The sequence below is a fragment of the Novosphingobium humi genome (genome assembly GCF_028607105.1).
Taxonomy (GTDB): Bacteria; Pseudomonadota; Alphaproteobacteria; order Sphingomonadales; family Sphingomonadaceae; genus Novosphingobium; species Novosphingobium humi.
Window position 1 is genome coordinate 1,634,354 of record NZ_CP117417.1, and the last position, 18,219, is coordinate 1,652,572.

The 18,219-nt window shown below is 63.6% G+C and carries 14 protein-coding genes; 10 read left to right on the top strand and 4 right to left on the bottom strand.

Translation table 11 applies throughout. The features are described 5' to 3' along the window. Positions 1 to 34 precede the first annotated feature (34 nt). Entirely contained in the window at positions 35 to 1,543 is a 1,509-nt protein-coding gene (locus PQ457_RS07655; RefSeq protein WP_273619128.1) for a UxaA family hydrolase, read from the bottom strand. Positions 1,544 to 1,705: 162 nt separating this feature from the next. Here PQ457_RS07655 and PQ457_RS07660 point away from each other — a divergent pair, with 162 nt between their 5' ends. From PQ457_RS07660 to PQ457_RS07680, 5 genes are all read left to right on the top strand, one after another. Continuing rightward, a complete protein-coding gene (locus PQ457_RS07660) occupies positions 1,706 to 2,725 on the top strand; it encodes a LacI family DNA-binding transcriptional regulator (protein ID WP_273619129.1) in 1,020 nt (339 codons plus the stop codon). 125 nt (positions 2,726 to 2,850) lie between these two features. Continuing rightward, a complete protein-coding gene (gene kduI / locus PQ457_RS07665; protein WP_273619130.1) occupies positions 2,851 to 3,687 on the top strand; it encodes a 5-dehydro-4-deoxy-D-glucuronate isomerase in 837 nt (278 codons plus the stop codon). A 4-nt stretch (positions 3,688 to 3,691) separates the two neighbouring features. After that, entirely contained in the window at positions 3,692 to 4,459 is a 768-nt protein-coding gene (kduD, locus tag PQ457_RS07670; protein WP_273619131.1) for a 2-dehydro-3-deoxy-D-gluconate 5-dehydrogenase KduD, read from the top strand. Beyond that, positions 4,456 to 5,478: a sugar kinase gene (locus tag PQ457_RS07675; RefSeq protein ID WP_273619132.1), complete on the top strand. Its 1,023-nt coding sequence runs from the start codon at positions 4,456 to 4,458 to the stop codon at positions 5,476 to 5,478. The genes kduD and PQ457_RS07675 overlap by 4 nt, the downstream gene beginning before the upstream one ends. Then, complete coding sequence (locus tag PQ457_RS07680; RefSeq protein ID WP_273619133.1) at positions 5,465 to 6,997, top strand: carboxylesterase/lipase family protein; 1,533 nt, start codon at positions 5,465 to 5,467, stop codon at positions 6,995 to 6,997. Before PQ457_RS07675 ends, PQ457_RS07680 begins: the two co-directional genes overlap by 14 nt. On the opposite strand, the gene PQ457_RS07685 is transcribed toward PQ457_RS07680, so the two are convergent. Both PQ457_RS07685 and PQ457_RS07690 read right to left on the bottom strand, forming a co-directional pair. Then, on the bottom strand, positions 6,994 to 7,209 hold the full coding sequence (locus tag PQ457_RS07685; RefSeq protein ID WP_420540972.1) for a hypothetical protein: 216 nt from the start codon (positions 7,207 to 7,209) through the stop codon (positions 6,994 to 6,996). The genes PQ457_RS07680 and PQ457_RS07685 overlap by 4 nt on opposite strands. Next, positions 7,209 to 8,597, bottom strand: coding sequence for a pectate lyase family protein (locus PQ457_RS07690; RefSeq protein ID WP_420540973.1), 1,389 nt, complete (start codon positions 8,595 to 8,597; stop codon positions 7,209 to 7,211). The genes PQ457_RS07685 and PQ457_RS07690 overlap by 1 nt, the downstream gene beginning before the upstream one ends. A 300-nt stretch (positions 8,598 to 8,897) precedes the next feature. Here PQ457_RS07690 and PQ457_RS07695 point away from each other — a divergent pair, with 300 nt between their 5' ends. Genes PQ457_RS07695 through PQ457_RS07715 form a run of 5 tightly spaced genes read left to right on the top strand, consistent with a single transcriptional unit; the run spans position 8,898 to position 17,172 of the window. Then, entirely contained in the window at positions 8,898 to 11,753 is a 2,856-nt protein-coding gene (locus PQ457_RS07695) for a TonB-dependent receptor (protein ID WP_273619134.1), read from the top strand. A gap of 56 nt (positions 11,754 to 11,809) precedes the next feature. Next, positions 11,810 to 12,811 (top strand): alpha/beta hydrolase, encoded by a 1,002-nt coding sequence (locus PQ457_RS07700; RefSeq protein ID WP_273619135.1) that lies wholly within the window; start codon positions 11,810 to 11,812, stop codon positions 12,809 to 12,811. Then, complete coding sequence (locus tag PQ457_RS07705) at positions 12,808 to 14,391, top strand: family 43 glycosylhydrolase (RefSeq protein ID WP_420540974.1); 1,584 nt, start codon at positions 12,808 to 12,810, stop codon at positions 14,389 to 14,391. The genes PQ457_RS07700 and PQ457_RS07705 overlap by 4 nt, the downstream gene beginning before the upstream one ends. 10 nt (positions 14,392 to 14,401) lie before the next feature. After that, positions 14,402 to 15,820 carry a glucuronate isomerase gene (uxaC, locus tag PQ457_RS07710; protein ID WP_273619136.1) on the top strand — a complete coding sequence of 473 codons (1,419 nt, stop codon included), beginning with the start codon at positions 14,402 to 14,404 and terminating at the stop codon, positions 15,818 to 15,820. Continuing rightward, positions 15,817 to 17,172, top strand: coding sequence for a mannitol dehydrogenase family protein (locus PQ457_RS07715; protein WP_273619137.1), 1,356 nt, complete (start codon positions 15,817 to 15,819; stop codon positions 17,170 to 17,172). Before uxaC ends, PQ457_RS07715 begins: the two co-directional genes overlap by 4 nt. Here the strand turns inward: PQ457_RS07715 and PQ457_RS07720 are convergent. Further along, on the bottom strand, positions 17,150 to 18,196 hold the full coding sequence (locus tag PQ457_RS07720) for a LacI family DNA-binding transcriptional regulator (protein ID WP_273619138.1): 1,047 nt from the start codon (positions 18,194 to 18,196) through the stop codon (positions 17,150 to 17,152). The genes PQ457_RS07715 and PQ457_RS07720 overlap by 23 nt on opposite strands. Positions 18,197 to 18,219 lie beyond the last annotated feature (23 nt).

An 18,219-nucleotide genomic window follows, 5' to 3' on the forward strand; every position in this document is an offset into this window, starting at 1 on the left:
GCGATTGCATCAGCCGGCTTTCAGCCCGCCATGCCTATAGGGTTACCCCCCGCCGCCAGATCGCGATGGCGCGCTGGCCATGGCGTTCGGCGGCTGTCCTTTCTCCGCCGGCAATGGCCACCAGCCGGGCAAGGAAGGCCTCATCGGCAACCTCCTGACCTTCGTCCAATGCCATGGCGGCGTCAAAGTCGATCCAATGCGGTTTGTTGGCGGCCAGTTGATGATTGGACGCCACCTTGACCGTGGGCACGGGAAAGCCCAGCGGCGTGCCGCGCCCGGTGGTGAACAGCACCATCGTGGCCCCGGCCGCCGCCAGAGCGGTCGAGGAAATCGCGTCATTGCCCGGCGCCTCGAGCAGGGCCAGCCCGCCCAGCGGCGCTGTCTCTCCATAATCGATGACGGAGCAGAGCGCGGCGTGCCCTGCCTTCTGCACCGCGCCCAGAGACTTTTCCTCCAGCGTGGTGATCCCGCCCGCCAGATTGCCCGGCGAGGGGTTTTCCGAAACCGGCAGGCCCTGATCGAGGTAATAGCGTTTGAAGCGGTTGATGAGCCCGGCGGCGGCATCGAACACCTGCGCATTGGAGGAGCGCGAGAGCAGGGCCTGTTCGGCGCCGAAGATTTCGGGGATCTCGGTCAGCACCGGCGTCCCCCCGGCGCCCGCCAGTGTTTCGGCAAAGCGGCCCAGCAGCGGATTGGCAGTCAGGCCCGAAAACCCGTCCGAACCGCCGCATTTCAACCCCACCACCAGCGCCGAGAGGGGCAGGTCCACCCGCTGCGCCGATGCGGCCTGTGCGACCATCGTGTCGATCAGCGCGGCGGCCTCGGCCAGCTCATCGCCCGCGCTTTGCGAGGAGAGGGTGGCCACCTTGCCCCGCGCGCTTTCAGGGACCAGCGTCATCAGTTCGGCAATCTGGTTCGATTCGCAGCCCAGCCCCAGCACCAGCACGCCCGCCGCATTGGGATTGGCCGCCAAACCCGCCAGAACGGCCCGCGTCCCCGCCAGATCATCGCCCAGTTGCGAGCAGCCATGGGGGTGGGAAAAGGCATGGATACCGTCGATCCGCCCGGCGGCGATCAGATCGGCGTGGCGGTCGCACGCTTCGCGCGCGACCTGTTCGGCGGTCAGGCCGACGCAGCCCACGGTGGGCAGCACCCAGATTTCGTTGCGCGTGGCCGCCCGTCCATCCTCGCGCAGATAGCCGCGCCATTGCAGGGCGCTGGTTTTCTTTGCCGCCACATCGCCATGGGCATCGGGCGCATAGGCCAATTCCCCCGCCAGCGCCGTGGCCAGATTATGCGTGTGAACATGATCGCCCGGTGCGATGGCCGCTGTGGCCTTGCCGATGGGCTGGCCATATTTGCGCACCGTGTCGCCCGGCGCATGGGCAATCAGGGCCAGCTTGTGTCCCTGCGGGATGTCGGCGTTGGCGATGTGGCGCTGATCGCCAAGCGCAACCTCTTCCCCGGCCGCGATCAGGCGCAGCGCCACGGCGACGCTGTCTTCAGGGTGAACGCGGATCAGGGCGGGTTGCAGGCTCATCATTCTCACCAAGGGTTCGTTTTGCGAATCTCCCCACGCGGGGTTTCGCCTTTGCGTGGGAATGTCGTTTATGGTAACCGGTGTCAATAAGTCTCCTGCTTGCACGCTTCTTCATGCAAGGGCAAGGCAGCAAAAGTGCAGACGAGCCAGAGAGGTGGGAACAACGTGGCCAATCGTGAGCCCAAGCCGACGATCAATGATGTGGCGCGCCTGGCGGGCGTGTCGAAAAAGACCGTCAGCCGTGTGATCAACAACTCGCCTCTGCTTAACGATGCGACGCGCGACAAGGTGACGGCGGTGATCCGCGATTTGGGCTATGTGCCCAATCCGCAGGCGCGGGCCTTGGCTTTGCGGCGCAATTTCCTGATCGGCCTGATCCACGACAACCCCAATGCGCAGATGGTCCTGTCGGTTCAGGAAGGCATGCTGGACGCGATGAAGGGCACCGAATTCGCGCTGGTCGTGCGCCCGGTGGACCGCAAGAGCCCGCATCTTTTCGACGACATCCGCCATTTTATCGAGCAGCAGCGGCTTTACGGCATTTACGTTCTGCCACCGGTTTCTGAAAATGACGAAGTGGCGCGGCTCTGCGCCGAATTGGGCTGTCGCTATGTGCGGATGGGCTCGGCGCGGCTGGACGATGAAGAGCATCTGGTCGAATCGAACGACCGCGAGGCGGTGCGCGAGGCGGTGGACAAGCTGATTCGCGATGGCCACACCCGGATCGGCCATGTGGCGGGGCCGGATGGCTTCCGTTCTGCGCGCGAGCGCGAGGCGGGGCTGCGTGAGGCCCTGCTGGCCCATGGGCTGAGCCTGCCCGACACTTTGCGGGCGGCGGGCAATTACACGTTTGAATCAGGCTATACCGCCGCCAAGCAATTGCTGAGCCAACATCCCCGCCCCAGCGCGATCTTTGCCGCCAATGACGAAATGGCGGCCGCTGTTCTGCACGCCGCGCTGGAACAGGGGCTGGAAGTTCCACGCCAGCTTTCGATTCTGGGCTTCGACGATACGCCGATCGGCGCGCATATCTGGCCTCCGCTCAGCACGGTGCGCTGGCCGATCCGGGCGATGGCGCGTTCGGCGGCCTTCAAGCTGATTCAGCCGGAGAGGGCGGCCGAACACAAATCCTTCTTCCGTTCCGAACTGGTCGAACGGGCCTCGACGGCGCCGTTCAAAGGCTGATCCTTGCGGCCTGTCTGTCTGCAAAAAGTCATGTTTGGCGGTTATTGACACCGGTTACCAAAACCCGCTACCAAGCGATCAATCACGTGCCGGACGGCACCAATTCTTTGCCGGGAGAGCTACCCATGTTCTGCAAGACCTATCATGCCACACATCCCGACATGATGGAATGTGTTTCTAATGATGAACTGCGCGACCGTTATCTGGTATCGGGCATGTTTGTCGAGGGACAGGTGAACCTCAATTATTCGCATAACGAACGCTTCGTTATCGGCGGTGCTGTGCCGGGCAAGGAGCCGCTGAAGCTGCCCGCGCAGACCGAGCCCGCAAGCGCAGCCGGCCACCCGTTCCTTGAACGCCGCGAGGCGGGCATCGTCAACATCGGCGGCCCCGGCGCGATCACGGTCGATGGCACGCGCTATGAGATGGGCAACAAGGAATGCCTCTACCTCCCCATGGGCACGCAGGATGTGACCTTTGAAGGCGAGGGCGCGCGTTTCTACATCGCTTCGGTCCCGGCGCATAAGGCGTTTCCGATCAAGCATATCACGCTCGATCAGGCCAACCCGCTGGCGCGCGGCGATCTGGCAAATTCGAACCAGCGCACGATCTATCAGTTGGTCATTCCGGGTGTGTGTGAATCTGCCCAACTCCTCCTCGGTCTCACCGTGCTGGAGGAAGGCAGCGTGTGGAACACCATGCCCCCGCACCTGCATGACCGCCGCAGCGAGATCTATCTCTACTTCGACATGCCCACCGAAAGCGACCGCGTGTTCCACTATATGGGCCAGCCCGAAGACTTGCGCCACATCGTGATCGGCAACGAGGAAGCCGTGATCAGCCCGCCCTGGTCGGTCCACATGGGTTCGGGCACCAAGAAATATGCCTTCATCTGGGCGATGGGCGGGGAAAACCTCGACTATACCGACATGAAAGTCCTCGACATTTGCCAGCTCAAGTGAGGCCATGATGAGCTTTGATCTGACCGGCCGCGTGGCCGTGGTGACCGGTGCCAATACGGGCATCGGTCAGGGGATCGCTGTGGCGCTGGCCGCCGCCGGGGCCGATGTGGCGCTGGTGGGCCGGACACCGGCGGAGGAAACCGCAGCGCTGGTGAAGGCCGAGGGGCGCCGGGCCGAGATCATCGGCGCGGACCTTTCGACCATCGCGCCTGTGGGCGATGTCGTGGCGCAGGCTGTTGAAAAGCTGGGCGGATTGCACATTCTGGTCAACAACGCCGGGATCATCCGCCGCAACGATGCGGTGGATTTCACCGAGGAAGACTGGGATGCGGTGGTCGACACCAATCTCAAATCGGTGTTCTTTTTGTCGCAGGCCGCCGGTCGCCATATGATCGCGAACCATGCCGAGACCGGCCAGCGCGGCAAGATCATCAACATCGCCTCGATGCTCAGCTTTCAGGGCGGCATCCGCGTGCCCTCCTACACCGCGTCGAAATCGGGCGTGGCGGGGCTGACCAAGCTGCTGGCCTGCGAATGGGCGAGCAAGGGCGTCAACGTCAACGCCATCGCGCCGGGCTATATCGCCACCAACAATACGGCGGCTTTGCAGGCGGACGAATCCCGCAACCGCCAGATCATGGAGCGCATCCCCGAAGGCCGCTGGGGCAGCCCGGCGGATATGGGCGGCGCGGCGGTATTTCTGGCCAGCAATGCGGCCGATTATGTTCAGGGCCATGTGTTGGCCGTTGACGGCGGTTGGCTGGCGCGATGACCAAGGCTCGTTCTGGCCCCGTGGTCTGTTTCGGCGAGGTGATGCTGCGTTTCGCCACGCCTGCGGGCCGGGTGATTGCCGATGCGCAGTCGCTCGACCTGACCATCGGCGGGGCGGAGGCTAATGTCGGCGTTGCGCTGGTGGCGATGGGGCATCAGGCGCGGTTTGTCTCCAAGGTTCCGGCCAATGCGCTGGGCGACAAGGCGCGGGCGGCGCTGGCCGGGGCGGGGGTTGATGTTGCGCATTTCGTGCGCGGAGATGGGCGCATGGGCCTGTATTTCCTAGAGGTTGGCGGATCTTTGCGCCCCAGCGCGATCACCTATGACCGCGCCGGTTCGGCCTTTGCCACCGCGCGGCCGGAGGAGTTCGACTTTGCCGCGGCGCTGGATGGTGCCTCGCTGTTCCACATCTCGGGCATCACCGCCGCGCTGGGGCCGGGGGGCGTTGACCTCGCCCGCGCCGGGATCAAGGCGGCCCGCGCCGCTGGTGTTCCGGTCAGTTTCGACTGTAATTTCCGCGAGCGTCTCTGGGCCGCCTGGGACAGCAATCCGCGCGAGATCCTGCTCGAATTGCTGGCCGAGGCGACAATCATGTTCGGCAACCACCGCGACATGACGCTGCTCTTGCAAAAGCCCTTTTCCGGCGACGGCGCGGAACGGCGGCGCGAGGCAGTCGAGGCCGCCTTTGCCACCTTCCCCAACCTTCAGGTCATGGCCAGCACTGCCCGCCATCCGATCACGCAGACTCACCACCGCCTCTCGGCCCGCGTGGACCTGCGCGAGGATCGGCACCAGACACCGGAGATCGAGATCACCGACATCATCGACCGGGTGGGCAGCGGCGATGCCTTTGCGGCGGGCGTGCTGACAGGCTGGCTGGAGGGCGGCGACGCCAAAAAGATGGCGCAGCTCGGCCTTGCGATGAATGCGCTCAAACATTCCCTCCACGGCGACTGGCTACGCCTGCCGCGCGCGGAAATCGAAGGATTTACAGGCAATTCGGGCGATGTGCGGCGTTAAGGCCACCCGCCGGGGCGTGATCACCGGCGCGGCGGCCATTGTCGCCGCGCCGGCATGGGCGCGCGCCCGCGATCCGCAAGCCGCTGGTTATTTGGGACTGCGCGAAGGCGCGGTGCAGGCTTTCAAGGGCATCCGCTATGCCCGCGCCGCCCGGTTTGCGCCTCCGCAGATTGAGCCTCTGTCGGTTCAAAAGACCATGGCCACAGGTTTCGCGCCCATTTGCCCCCAACGCGCAATGGGCGATCAGCCGCAGTCGGAGGATTGCCTCTTCCTCAACATCTGGACGCCGGAGGCCAACCCCAAGGCGGCCCGCGCGGTCATGGTCTATTTCCACGGCGGCGCCTATACCACCGGCAGCGTGACCGACCCGCTGACCCATGGCCAGCATCTGGCGAGCCAAGGCGATGTGGTGGTGGTGACGGTCAACCATCGCCTCAATGCGTTGGGTTATTTGTGGTTGCAACCTTTGGGGGCGCAATTTGCCGACAGCGGCAATCTCGGGCAACTCGACCTGATCTGCGCCTTGCAATGGATCAGGCAGAATATTCATCACTTTGGCGGCGATTCCTCGCGTGTTTTCACCTTTGGCCAATCAGGCGGCGGGGCCAAGATCGCTACGCTGATGGCCATGCCCGCCGCGCGCGGCCTGTTCCATGGCGCGGCCACGATGAGCGGACAGCAGGTGGTCGCCAGCGGCCCCGCCCATGCATGGGAGCGCACGCGGGCCTTTTTCGACCGGCTCAAAATCGCGCAGGGCGATGTCGAAGCCTTGCGCCATCTGCCCGTCGAACGCTTTGTCGAAGGGCTGGGCGCGACCGATCCCATCATGGGCGGTTCGGCCTATTTCGGTCCGGTGCTCGACATGACCAATCTGCCGCGCCATCCGTTCTGGCCCGATGCCGCGCCGCAATCCTTGGGCATACCGATGATCCTTGGCAATGTGATCGAGGAAACGCGGGCCTTTCTCGATCCGCGCGGGCCCAAATTGCGCGGATTGAATTGGGACAATATCGCCGGGCGGATGGCGGCGGAGGTTAAGATCGACATCGATCCGGCCTATGTGATCGCGCAGTATCGCGCCCATCATCCTGAATGGAGCGCACAGCAGGTCTATTACGCGGCGACCACGGCGGGGCGCAGCTGGCCCGGGCAGGTGATCGAGGCCGATGCGCGCGCTGCGGCGGGGGCGGAAAAGACCTGGGTCTATTGTCTGACCCGCCGATCACCGCTCGATCCTTTGCGCGGGGCGGCGCATACGGATGACATACCTTATGTTTTCGGCACTTTGGACGCGCCGGGCAGTTTCAGCGGCACGGACATGGGCGCACGGGCCACGCGCGATGCCTTGCAAGGCGCCTTTGTCAAAATGGCCAAAACAGGTGAGGGGAGTTGGGCACCCTACCGTCTGTCCGAGCGCGCCACCATGCTGATGAGCGAAAATCCGCGCGTCGAAAATGACCCGCGCGGGTGGGAGAGGGCCATGTGGGCCACCGCTCCCTATGTACAGCCGGGTAGTTAAGGTTTGACCGGATAAGTGATGATCAGCGCCAGCGGCACCTTGCCGCTCTGGCGGATGCCGACATTGGTGCCGTCATAAAGATCGGCGGTGACGCCCGGCCCGACACGGGCGATGATGTGGAGGCCGATGGCGGCCCCCACATCCAACGTGCGCCGCCGGAACTCCATCCGGCGGGGCTGTGGCGCGGCGGCCAGAAGGACCGCCGCCGGCATCAGACGCCGCCCAGCCGCATCGCCTTGTCGCGATCGCTCAGCTTTTCCTGGGGGCCGACTTTCTGGCCCGGATAGATGCCGTTCTTGGGCGTCATCGTGGTCAGATCCCAGGCTGCCTCGACAAAAGGCGAGCGTTTTTCAGCGGCATGGGGATAGCCGCCGACTTGCTTTTCATCATCGATGATGTCGCCGCGCCCTTCGGCCACAAAGAACAGCACGCGGATATCCTGAGGGTCGCGATCCCATGGCCGCGCGCCCACCGTGTTCAGAACGCTGGTTTCGACATCGCCCGAGGGCAGGATCGTGTAGCCGTCTAGCTTGGCCAGCGGCTTTTCCGAGGTGATCAGTTTGGCCTTCGTCTCGCCATAGCGTCCAAACATCGGCAGGGCATTGCCATGGCGGTCCACCGCGCGATTGTCATGGCCGTAATAGGCCAGATCCCCGTCGCCGCCCAGCATCAGGAACGGCAGGCCAGGATCGGTCTGATTACCGCCGCGCATCACATTGCCCACCGCCGTGATCTCGCCGGTCACATAATCGTGTCCTGCCCATTCCAGCGCCATCAGGTTGTAATGCACTGCGCGGTGGCCGGGGTTATAGATGATGTTGTTGATCATCGCGACCTGCGCGCCACCTTTTACCAGCGGGCTGCGCTCGACATTATGCGCCCAGACATTGCGGTAGAAGGTGATGTTGGTGGTGTTGTCATGGATCAGTGAGCCCTTGGAATGCTCACCCTTGGAATGGCTGGCAAAAGCGAGGCCTTCCGCAGCAAGGTTTTCGCGGAAAACAACGTCATGGCTGGTGTTGGCGCGCCACTCCTGCACATTCTTGCCGCTGAAACGCGGGCCGCTGGCCGACATGTTTTCGTCGATGGCCCAGAAGAAGGAGCAATGTTCGATCACCACATTGTGCGCGGCAACGGTCGAAAAGGCGTCCGGCTCCCAGCCCGAGTAATGCGGCTTGTCCATCGCGCCGGTCATGACGCGCAGGTGGCTGATGATCACGTCATGGCCGTGCAGGTCGATGCCGGTGCGAATCAGCGTGACGGGCGAGGGGGCGGTTTGCCCGGCGATGGTCAGGTACGGCTCCTTGATGACCAGTTCGGTGCCGCCCATGTCGATCACGCCGCCGACCTCGAAAACGACAATGCGCGGGCCCTTGGCCTCAATGGCCTCCTTGAACGATCCCGGCCCATCCTTGGCCAGAGTGGTCACGCGGATGATTCGGCCTCCTGCGCCACCCTTGGTGGGGTCGGCGGGATGGGCGAAATTGGCGGCGGCGGGGGCATTGGGCGTTTCGCCCCAGATGGGCGCGGCCAGCGGCAAAAGCGCGGCGGCCAGCAGAAAACGGGCATGACGAACGACGGGGGTGGGCAAAAATGTCACCGGGGCCTCTCCTGTGGGGCTTCATTGTTGGTGGTTCTTGACAGAGGCTGGGGCCTCATGCCAAGACTTATGACACCGGTTACCAAATCGGACAAGGGTTTCCGTTCAACGGAATTTAAAAACGTTGATCAGCAACATCTTGTGAGAATAAATTGGCCCCAATGGGCAGGGATCTGGATGCAAAAGGCGGTGGAAACGCGATTCGCGCTTCCCTCTTATGACACCGGTAGCAATCCCGTGGGGCATGGATTGAGGATTGGGGCGCATCGCCGCCCACAGGGAGTTCAAGGGGGAGTTATAATGCCTCATACCGTCACACGTTTTACAGCTTTGCGTCTGGCGCTGGCCGCGAGCACGGCGCTGGCCGCGCCCGCCTATGCGCAGACTGCGCCTGTTGCGCCCGGCGCCGATGCGCCCGCGCCAGAGGCCATTGTCGTCACCGGCTTCCGCCGTTCGCTCGAAGCCGCGCTCAACCTGAAAAAGAACTCGGTGGCCGCTGTTGATGCCATCGTGGCCGAAGACATCGCCAAGTTCCCGGACCAGAACCTTGCCGAATCGCTCCAGCGAATTCCCGGCATTTCGATCCAGCGCGATGGCGGCGAAGGTCGCGCGATCACCGTGCGCGGTCTTGGCGCGCAATTCACCCGCGTTCGGGTGAACGGCCTTGAAACCGTCGCCACCTCGTCCGATGGCGCCAGCGCCAACCGCGACCGTTCGTTCGATTTCAACGTCTTCGCCTCGGAACTCTTCACCAATCTGGTCGTCCACAAAACCGCCGAGCCTTCGCTCGATGAAGGTTCGCTGGGCGCAGTGGTGGATCTCAACACCGGCAACCCGCTGGGCGGCAAGGCAGGGTTGACAGCTGTGGCCAATGTTCAGGGCAGCTATAATGATCTGTCCAAGAACCTTGGCCCCCGTCTGGCGGGCCTGCTGAGCTGGCGCAATGACGAGGGCACCTTCGGCGCCAATATCTCGGCCGCCTATTCCAAGACCAGCACGCTGGAACTGGGCAACAATTCGGTGCGCTGGGCGCAGGCCTATTTCAACTCGGTCAACGGCACGAACTGCTTCTATTCAGTGCCCGGCGCCACGGGCGGCGTTCCCACCAATTACACCGGCAGCTATCGCCCCAGCAGCACCTGCGATCAGGCTAGCCTGTCGTTTCACCCGCGCATTCCGCGCTATGGCGTAATCAGCCACGAGCGCGAACGTCTGGGCCTGACCGGCTCGATCCAGTTCAAGCCGAGCGACCACACCAAGCTCTCGATCGACGCGCTCTTCTCGCGCTTCAAGGAAAACCGCGAGGAAAAGTGGCTCGAAGTGCTGGCCCGTTCGAATGAAAAGTCGATTGACGTGGTCAATCCCGTCTATGACGCGAACAACAACATGGTCGCGGCCACGTTCAACCACGCCTATGTCCGCACCGAACATTACCTGCGCCAATCGAACACCACCTTCTATCAGATCGGCGCGACGCTGGATCAGGACATCACCGACAAGCTGAAGGTGAAGATCCTGGGCGGCATTTCGAAATCGGACGCCGATATTCCGCTGGAAACCACCATGCTGCTCGACAATCGCAGCGCCAATGGTTTCACCTATGATTACCGCAACATGGCCTCGCCCGTCATTTCCTATGGCGACAGCGTGACCGATCCGTCCAAGTTCCAGCTGGCCGAAATCCGCGACCGCCCCTCCAATGTCACGAACCGGTTCAAGACGGTGCAGGGCAATGTGAACTGGGATGTGGCCGAAGGCTTCACCATCAAGGCGGGCGGCGTCTGGCGCCGGTTCAACTTTGATTCGGTGGCCTATCTGCGCGACAGCGCGGTGTGCGGCAGCAGCGGTTCCGACCTTGTGCTGGGCACGCTGACCTGTTCGTCGAGCACCTATGGCTTCCCGCTGACCAGCGCCATGGTCGACACGGTCAATCTGGGCAATGCGGGCCAGCCTGCGGGCACGACCAGCAGCTGGATCGTGGCCAACCTGCCCGCCACCACGGCCTTTACCAAGCTTTACAGCCGCACCCCCACGCTCGACAGCGGCAATGTGCGTTCGGTGCAGGAAACCACCTCGGGCGGCTATTTCGAGGCCAATTTCAAGGGCCGCCTGCTGGGGCTGGAATTTGGCGGCAACATGGGCACGCGCTATGCCTATACCAGCCAGAAATCGACCGGCATCCTTTCGGGCAACAGCGTGACGGTGCAGCGCGGCTATGGCGACTGGCTGCCTTCGGCCAATCTTGCCTTCTATCCGCATCCCAAGGTGATCATTCGCGCGGCCTATGCCAAGGTGCTGACGCGCCCGACGCTGGGCAATCTGACGCCGGGCGGCTCGATCGACGGGTTCAATTACAAGATCAGCTATGGCAACCCGCAGCTCGATCCCTATCGCGCCACCAATTACGATCTGGCGGTTGAATATTACTTCGCGCCCCAGTCGGTGATCTCGCTGGCCGTGTTCCAGAAAGACATCGCCAGCTTCCCGATCTCGTCCAGCTATGCGGCGACCTTTGCCTCGACCGGCCTGCCGCAAAGCGCGCTGCCGACCAGTTCGCCGGCCTATATCAACTTTGACCCCAACCAGATCTATCAGATCACGGCCAATGTGAACGGCAGCGGCGCGCGCCTTCAGGGCATGGAGCTGGCATTGCAGATGCCGTTCAAGTTCCTGCCCGGCAAGCTGAAGAATATCGGCTTTCAGGGCAACGTAACGCTGATCAAGTCGAACGCCAATTACACGATCACCGGCCCGGCCACGAATGCCTGCACCCGCGCCACGGCCACGTCGGCCTGCACGCTGGTGGGTGTCAATGCGGTCTATCCGGCCACGCTGCTCAACGTGTCCAAGACGGCGTGGAACGCCACGCTCTATTATGACGACGGCAAGTTCAGCATCCGCGGGATGCTCAGCTATCGCGGGCCGTTCAACGACAGCACCAGCGGCACGGGCAACGTGTTTGAAGGCTACGGCAGCTATACCAGCTTTGACGCGGCGGTGCGCTACAAGCTGACCGACAGCGTCGAACTCTCGCTCGACGGCAACAACCTGCTCGACACCTATCGCTATCGCTACACCGATGCGAGCGCGACGCGTAACTATGAAAACAACCATTTCGGCCGCACGATCCAATTCGGCGCGCGCTGGAAATATTAAGTAGCGGAAATACCGGGACTTCTGCCCCCGTGCGGGCCGGATAAAGGATGTGTTCGATGATGATGGATCGCAGGACGCTTCTGGCATCGAGCCTGCTCGCGGGGGCGGCCCCATGGCGGGCGGAGGGAATGATGGCCTCTCCGCCCGCCACCCCATCCGATGATTTGCCCGATGCGCCAGAGGTCATCTCGCTATGGCCGGGCGGGACGGGGCCGGGGCGCCTGCACCCGATCACGCAGGAGATTGTCGAAAGGTCGAAAGATCCCGCTCTGCCCGACCGCGCGATCCACGGCATTTCGCATCCGCGCATGGTGGTGTTCCGCCCGAAACAGCCCAATGGCGCGGCGGTGCTGATCACGCCGGGCGGCGGCTATGTCCGCGTGGTGATCGACCGCGAAGGCTATGAAATGGCCCGCTGGCTGGCGGCGCGCGGTTTTACCTGTTTTGTCCTGTTCTATCGCCTGCCGGGCGAGGGATGGGCCAGCGGCCCCGATACGGCCCTGATCGACGCCCAGCGGGCGATCCGCATCATCCGCCACCGTGCTGGGCAATATGGCATTGATCCCGCCCGCGTGGCCTCGATGGGCTTTTCGGCGGGCGGGCATCTGTGCGCCGATCTGTCCTCGCGTTTTGATGCGGCGGTCTATGCGCCCATTGATGCCGCGGACGCCTTGCCCGCGCGGCCTTTCTGTTCCGCGCCCGTCTATCCGGTCATCTCGATGACGCCCCCTCTGGCCCACGCCGGATCACGGCGGGAAATGCTGGGCGATCATCCCAGCGCGGCGCAAGAGGCGGCCCATTCGCCCGACCGCAACATTCCGGCCAACCCGCCCCCGCATTTCCTGCTTCACGCTGAGGATGATCCAGCCGTGCCGGTGGGCAATACGCTGGCCCTGCGCGATGCGTTGAAGGCCAAAGGGGCGCGGGTGGAATGCCATTTGTTTGAACAAGGCGGCCATGGTTTTGGCCTGCGCAATGCGGCGGGCAAGCCGGTCGCGATCTGGCCCCAGCTCTGGCTTAACTGGGCGCAAACAGCGGGGTTGGTGAAACCGGCATGAGTTTCCAAATCGACCGCCGCGCCGCGCTTATGGCGGGCGGGCTGACTGCGATGGCCGCAGGCATGGGCGCCAAGGCCAATGCCGCCCCTGCACCGGGCTTCGACAATCAGGCCGCGCCTGATCTTGGCAATGGCACGTTCCTCAACCCGATCCTGTCGGGCGACCGGGCCGATCCGGCGATCCTGCGTGACGGCGCGGATTATTACATGACCTTTTCCAGCTTTGACGCCTATCCGGGCCTGACGATCTGGCACTCGCGCGATCTGGTGAACTGGCAACCGCGCAAGCCTGCGCTGCTGCGCAACATTGGCGCGGTCTGGGCGGTCAGTTTGGCCAAACATAATGGCCGCTATTTCCTCTATATCCCGGTCAAGGCCGAGCAGAACGACACTTTCGTTATCTGGGCCGACCATATTGACGGGCCGTGGAGCGATCCTGTCCCGCTCGGCCTGCCGCGCCATATCGACCCTTGTCATGCCGTGGGCGAGGACGGTTCGCGCTGGTTATTCCTGTCGGGGGGCGACCGGGTGCGCCTGTCCGAGGATGGCCTCTCGCTGGCCGGAACGCCAGAGCATGTCTATGACCCATGGCGCTATCCCGACACATGGGATGTCGAAGGCTTCAGCCCAGAAGGGCCCAAGATCCTGCGCCATGGCGATTATTTCCACATGTTGACTGCCGTGGGCGGCACGGCTGGCCCGCCCACCGGCCATATGGTGATCGCCGCGCGCTCGCGATCCATCCATGGCCCATGGGAGCATCATCCGGGCAATCCCCTGGTGCGCACCGTGTCGGATAAAGAGGCGTGGTGGTGCCGGGGCCATGCCTCGCTGGTGGATGCGCCGGACGGGTCATGGTGGGCGGTCTATCATGGCTATCGCGCCGGGTTCTGGACGCTGGGGCGGCAATGCCTGCTCGATTCCGTCGTGTGGGGCGGTGATGGCTGGCCGCGCATGACGGGCGGCGATCTCTCGCGCCCCTTGCCCAAACCGCGCGGCGGGCAGGCGCTGCCCCATGGCATGGCGCTGTCGGATGATTTTTCCGCGGCGCTGGCCTTGGGCAGCAAATGGACCTTTTTCCGGCCCGCCCGCGATGAGGCGGCGCGGGTGCGCGTAGCCGATGGCGTGCTGCATCTGGCCGCCAAGGGCATTGCGCCGGTCGATGGCTCGCCGCTGCTGCTGACGGTGGGCGACACGTCCTATCGCTTTGAATGCGATATAGAAATCGATCCCGGCGCTACGGCTGGCCTCGTGCTGTTCTATGATGACCGGCTCTATGCGGGCCTTGGTTTCGACAAGGACCGCTTCGTCACGCACCAATATGGCATGGAGCGCGGACGGCCCACGCACACCTATGGCCAAGCCTTGCGAATGCGCATCACCAACCGCCGCCACATCATCGCCATCCATACCAGCAGCGACGGCGGCCAGACCTGGCACCGCTTTGATCGCGGCATGGAAGTGTCGGGCTATCACCACAATGTGCGCGGCGGCTTTCTGGCGCTCAAGCCCGGCCTTTATGCGGCGGGCAAGGGCGAGGCGCGTTTCCGCAATTTCCGTTTCACCGCCCTAAAGGATTGATTTCCCAACCATGCCCCGCCCCCTTGAATTGCATCCTGACCGATTGTTTCCTGCTGAGCCTGGCGTTCGCGCGGTGGCGCGGGCGTTGTATGCGGGCGTTGCGGGCCTGCCGATTGTGTCGCCCCATGGGCATACGGACCCGAGCTGGTTTGCCTGCAACGAGACTTTCGGCAATGCGACCGAGCTGCTGCTGCGCCCGGACCATTATCTGTTCCGGATGCTTTATTCGCAGGGGGTGGCGCTCGAGGATCTGGGGATCGGCCCGGCCAAGGCGACGTATGACCCGCGCAAGGCATGGCGGATTCTGGCGGAAAACTGGCATTTGTATCGCGGCACGCCCTCGCGCATGTGGTCGGATTGGGTGTTTTCCGAGGTCTTCGGCATGACCGAAATGCTGAGCGCCGAGACGGCCGATCTCTATTTCGACACGATTACCGAGCAGCTTGCGACCGACGCCTTCCGCCCGCGCGCGCTGTTCGACCGCTATAATATCGAGGTCATCGCGACGACCGAAAGCCCTCTCGATGATCTGACGCATCATGGCGCGATTATGGCCGAGAATAAGGCCGGTGGCTGGCAGGGCAGGGTGGTGACCGCCTATCGCCCCGATCCGGTGGTCGATCCCGAGTTCGAAGGCTTCCGCGATAATCTCAAGCGTTTCAGCGCAATAACCGGCGAGGATTGCCTGACATGGCAGGGCTATCTGGCCGCCCATCGCCGGCGCCGCGCCTTTTTTGCGGCCCATGGCGCGACCAGCACCGACCACGGCCACCCCACCGCCCAGACCGCCAACCTGTCCTCGGCTGAGGCCGAGGCCCTGTTCGACCGCGTGGCCAAGGGCGCGTTTACCCCGGCCGATGCCGAACTGTTCCGCGCCCAGATGCTGACCGAAATGGCGGGCATGAGCCTTGAGGACGGGCTGGTGATGCAGATCCATCCCGGATCGTTCCGCAATCACAATGCCGCGCTGTTTGCCGGATTTGGCCGCGACAAGGGCGCCGACATTCCGATGCGCACCGATTATGTCAACGCTTTGAAGCCGTTGCTGGACAAATATGGCAATGAGGCGGGCCTGTCCATCATCCTGTTTACATTGGATGAATCGACCTATGCCCGCGAACTGGCGCCGCTGGCCGGGCATTATCCCTGCCTCAAACTCGGCCCGGCATGGTGGTTCCACGACAGTCCCGAAGGCATGCGCCGCTTCCGCCACGCCACCACCGAAACGGCCGGTTTCTACAACACCGTCGGTTTCAACGACGACACGCGGGCCTTCCTCTCGATCCCCGCGCGCCATGATGTGGCTCGGCGTATTGATTGCGGTTTCCTGGCGCAAATGGTGGTCGAACACCGGATGGCCGATTGGGAAGCCGCCGAATTGGCACAGGACCTGACCTATAATCTGGTGAAAAAGGCCTATCGACTGTGAGCCGGATTTCCGCACAAAATCTGCCCGCCAATGCTGCCTTGCCCGCCTATGATCGGGCGGCCAAGCGCATCGGCATCGTCCATTTCGGCCTTGGCGCCTTCACCCGCGCGCATCAGGCGTGGTACACGGATCGGGCGATGGAGGCTTTCGGCGGCGACTGGCTGATCGCGGGCATTTCGCTGCGCAGCCCGACCGTTGGCGAACAATTGAACCCGCAGGACGGGCTCTACACGCTGGCGGAAAAGTCGGGCGAGGGGACAAAACTGCGGGTCATCGGCAGCGTGGCCGAGGTGATCGTGGCCCCGGAAAACCCCGCGCGGATCAAAGCTTTGCTTTGCGCTCCGACCACGCATATCGTCACCTTTACCGTGACGGAAAAGGGCTATTGCCGCAAGGCGGACGGGGGCCTTGATCTCGCTTTGGCCGCGCAGGGTTTCTATCCGCTGCTGGCCGATGCCTTTGCCGCGCGCAAGGCGGCGGGGATCGGCGGTTTGACGCTGCTGTCCTGCGACAATCTGGCCGACAATGGGCATCAGCTCAAACGCCTGATGGGTGAATATCTGGCCGCGTATCTTCCCGATCTGGTGGATTGGGTGGGCGCGCATTGCACATTCCCGTGCAGCATGGTTGACCGCATCGTGCCCGCCACCACGGATGCCGACCGGGCCGAGGTCGAGGGCCTGCTGGGCCTGCGGGACGAGGGCGTGGTGATGACCGAGCCTTTCAGCCAATGGGTGATCGAGGACAATTTCGCCGGGCCGCGCCCCGCGTGGGATGCGGTCGGCGCGCAGATCGTGGGCGATGTCGCGCCCTATGAGACGGCCAAGCTGCGGATGCTGAACGGCGCGCATTCGGCGCTGGCCTATTGCGGGTTGGCGGGTGGATATACCTATGTTCATCAGGCGGTTGGCGATCCGGTCCTGCGCGCGATGGCGCTGCGCCTGATGCGCGAGGAGGCCGCGCCCACCATTCCCGCGCCCGAGGGCATGGATCTTGCCGCCTATGCCGACGCGCTGATCGAGCGCTTCGACAATCCCGCGCTCAACCACCGGTTGATCCAGATCGCGATGGACGGCTCGCAAAAGATCCCCCAGCGCTGGCTCGCCACGCTGGCCGCCCATCAGGCGCAGGGCCGCTCCTGCCCCGCGATCCTTGGCGCCATCGCCGCCTGGATCAAACACCTGCGCGGCCAAAACGGCCCCGTCGATGACCCAAGGGCAACCGAATTGACGCAAGCCGCCAAAAACACCGACCCGGTCCACGCGCTCTTCGGCGCGGAGGGGGGAATGGCCAGCCCATGGCTGCCGACCGATCAGGACGCCGCCGCGATCAGGAGCGCTCTGAGCCTTTGACCACCCCGGCATCGGATTGTCGCCGGATCAGCATGAAATCCAGCCATTCATGGGCCGGAGCCAGTTTCTTGCTGCGCACCATGCGGGCCAGCATCTCCACCGCCGCTCGCGCCATATCGCTGATGGGTTGGTGGATGGTGGTTAATTCAGGCCAGATCGTCGTGGCCAGCGGCGTATCGTCAAAACCGCAGACCGACAGATCGCCCGGCACATCCAGCCGCTTCGCATGGGCCATGGCGACCGTGGCGGCGGCCATATCGTCATTGCTGGCAAAGATCGCGCTGGGCGGATTTGGCGCGGCAAGGATTGCCTCGGCCGCCTTCAGGCCCGAGCGATAGGTGAAATAGCCCTGCGCAATGGTGGCGGCATCGACCGGCAATCCGGCCTCGGCCATCGCGGCCAGATAGCCCTGATAGCGCCGCTCGCTGGCGCTTTGGTCGGGGTTGCCCTTGATAAAGCCGATCCGACGGTGCCCCTGCGCGATCAGGTGATCGGTCATCGCGCGGGCCGCGGCGAAATCGTCGATACAGACCGAAGCAATGTCCTCGCGCGGGACGCCAGGTGCCACAGCGACCAACGGAATGCTTTCGGCCGCCAGAGCCGCCAGCATCGCTTCGGCCTCGCACAAAGGCGGAGGCAGGATGATCCCGCTGATCCTTCCGCGCCGCAAATGGGCAACCATGTCCGACACGCTGGCCTGTTCGCCAAATCGTTCGACCATCAATTGCACGTTGAGGCTGCTGGCGCGGTCGAGGCTTCCCATCAGAAATTCCGAGAGGTATGCCGAGGAAGGGTTTGAATAAACAAGCGCAATGCGCGTATCCTCGCCACCGGCCAATTGCCGCGCCGCCGCCGATGGCGCATAATCCAGCGCCGCAATCGAGGCCTCGACCTTTTGGCGCGTTTCCGCGCGCACCGCCGCCTCGCCATTGATGACGCGCGAAACCGTCATCGGCGAAACACCGGCATGGCGGGCGACATCGGCAATCGTGGGGGCATTGCGCTGGCTGCGGGAACGGGTCATGATCCTTGGTAGCGCATATCATC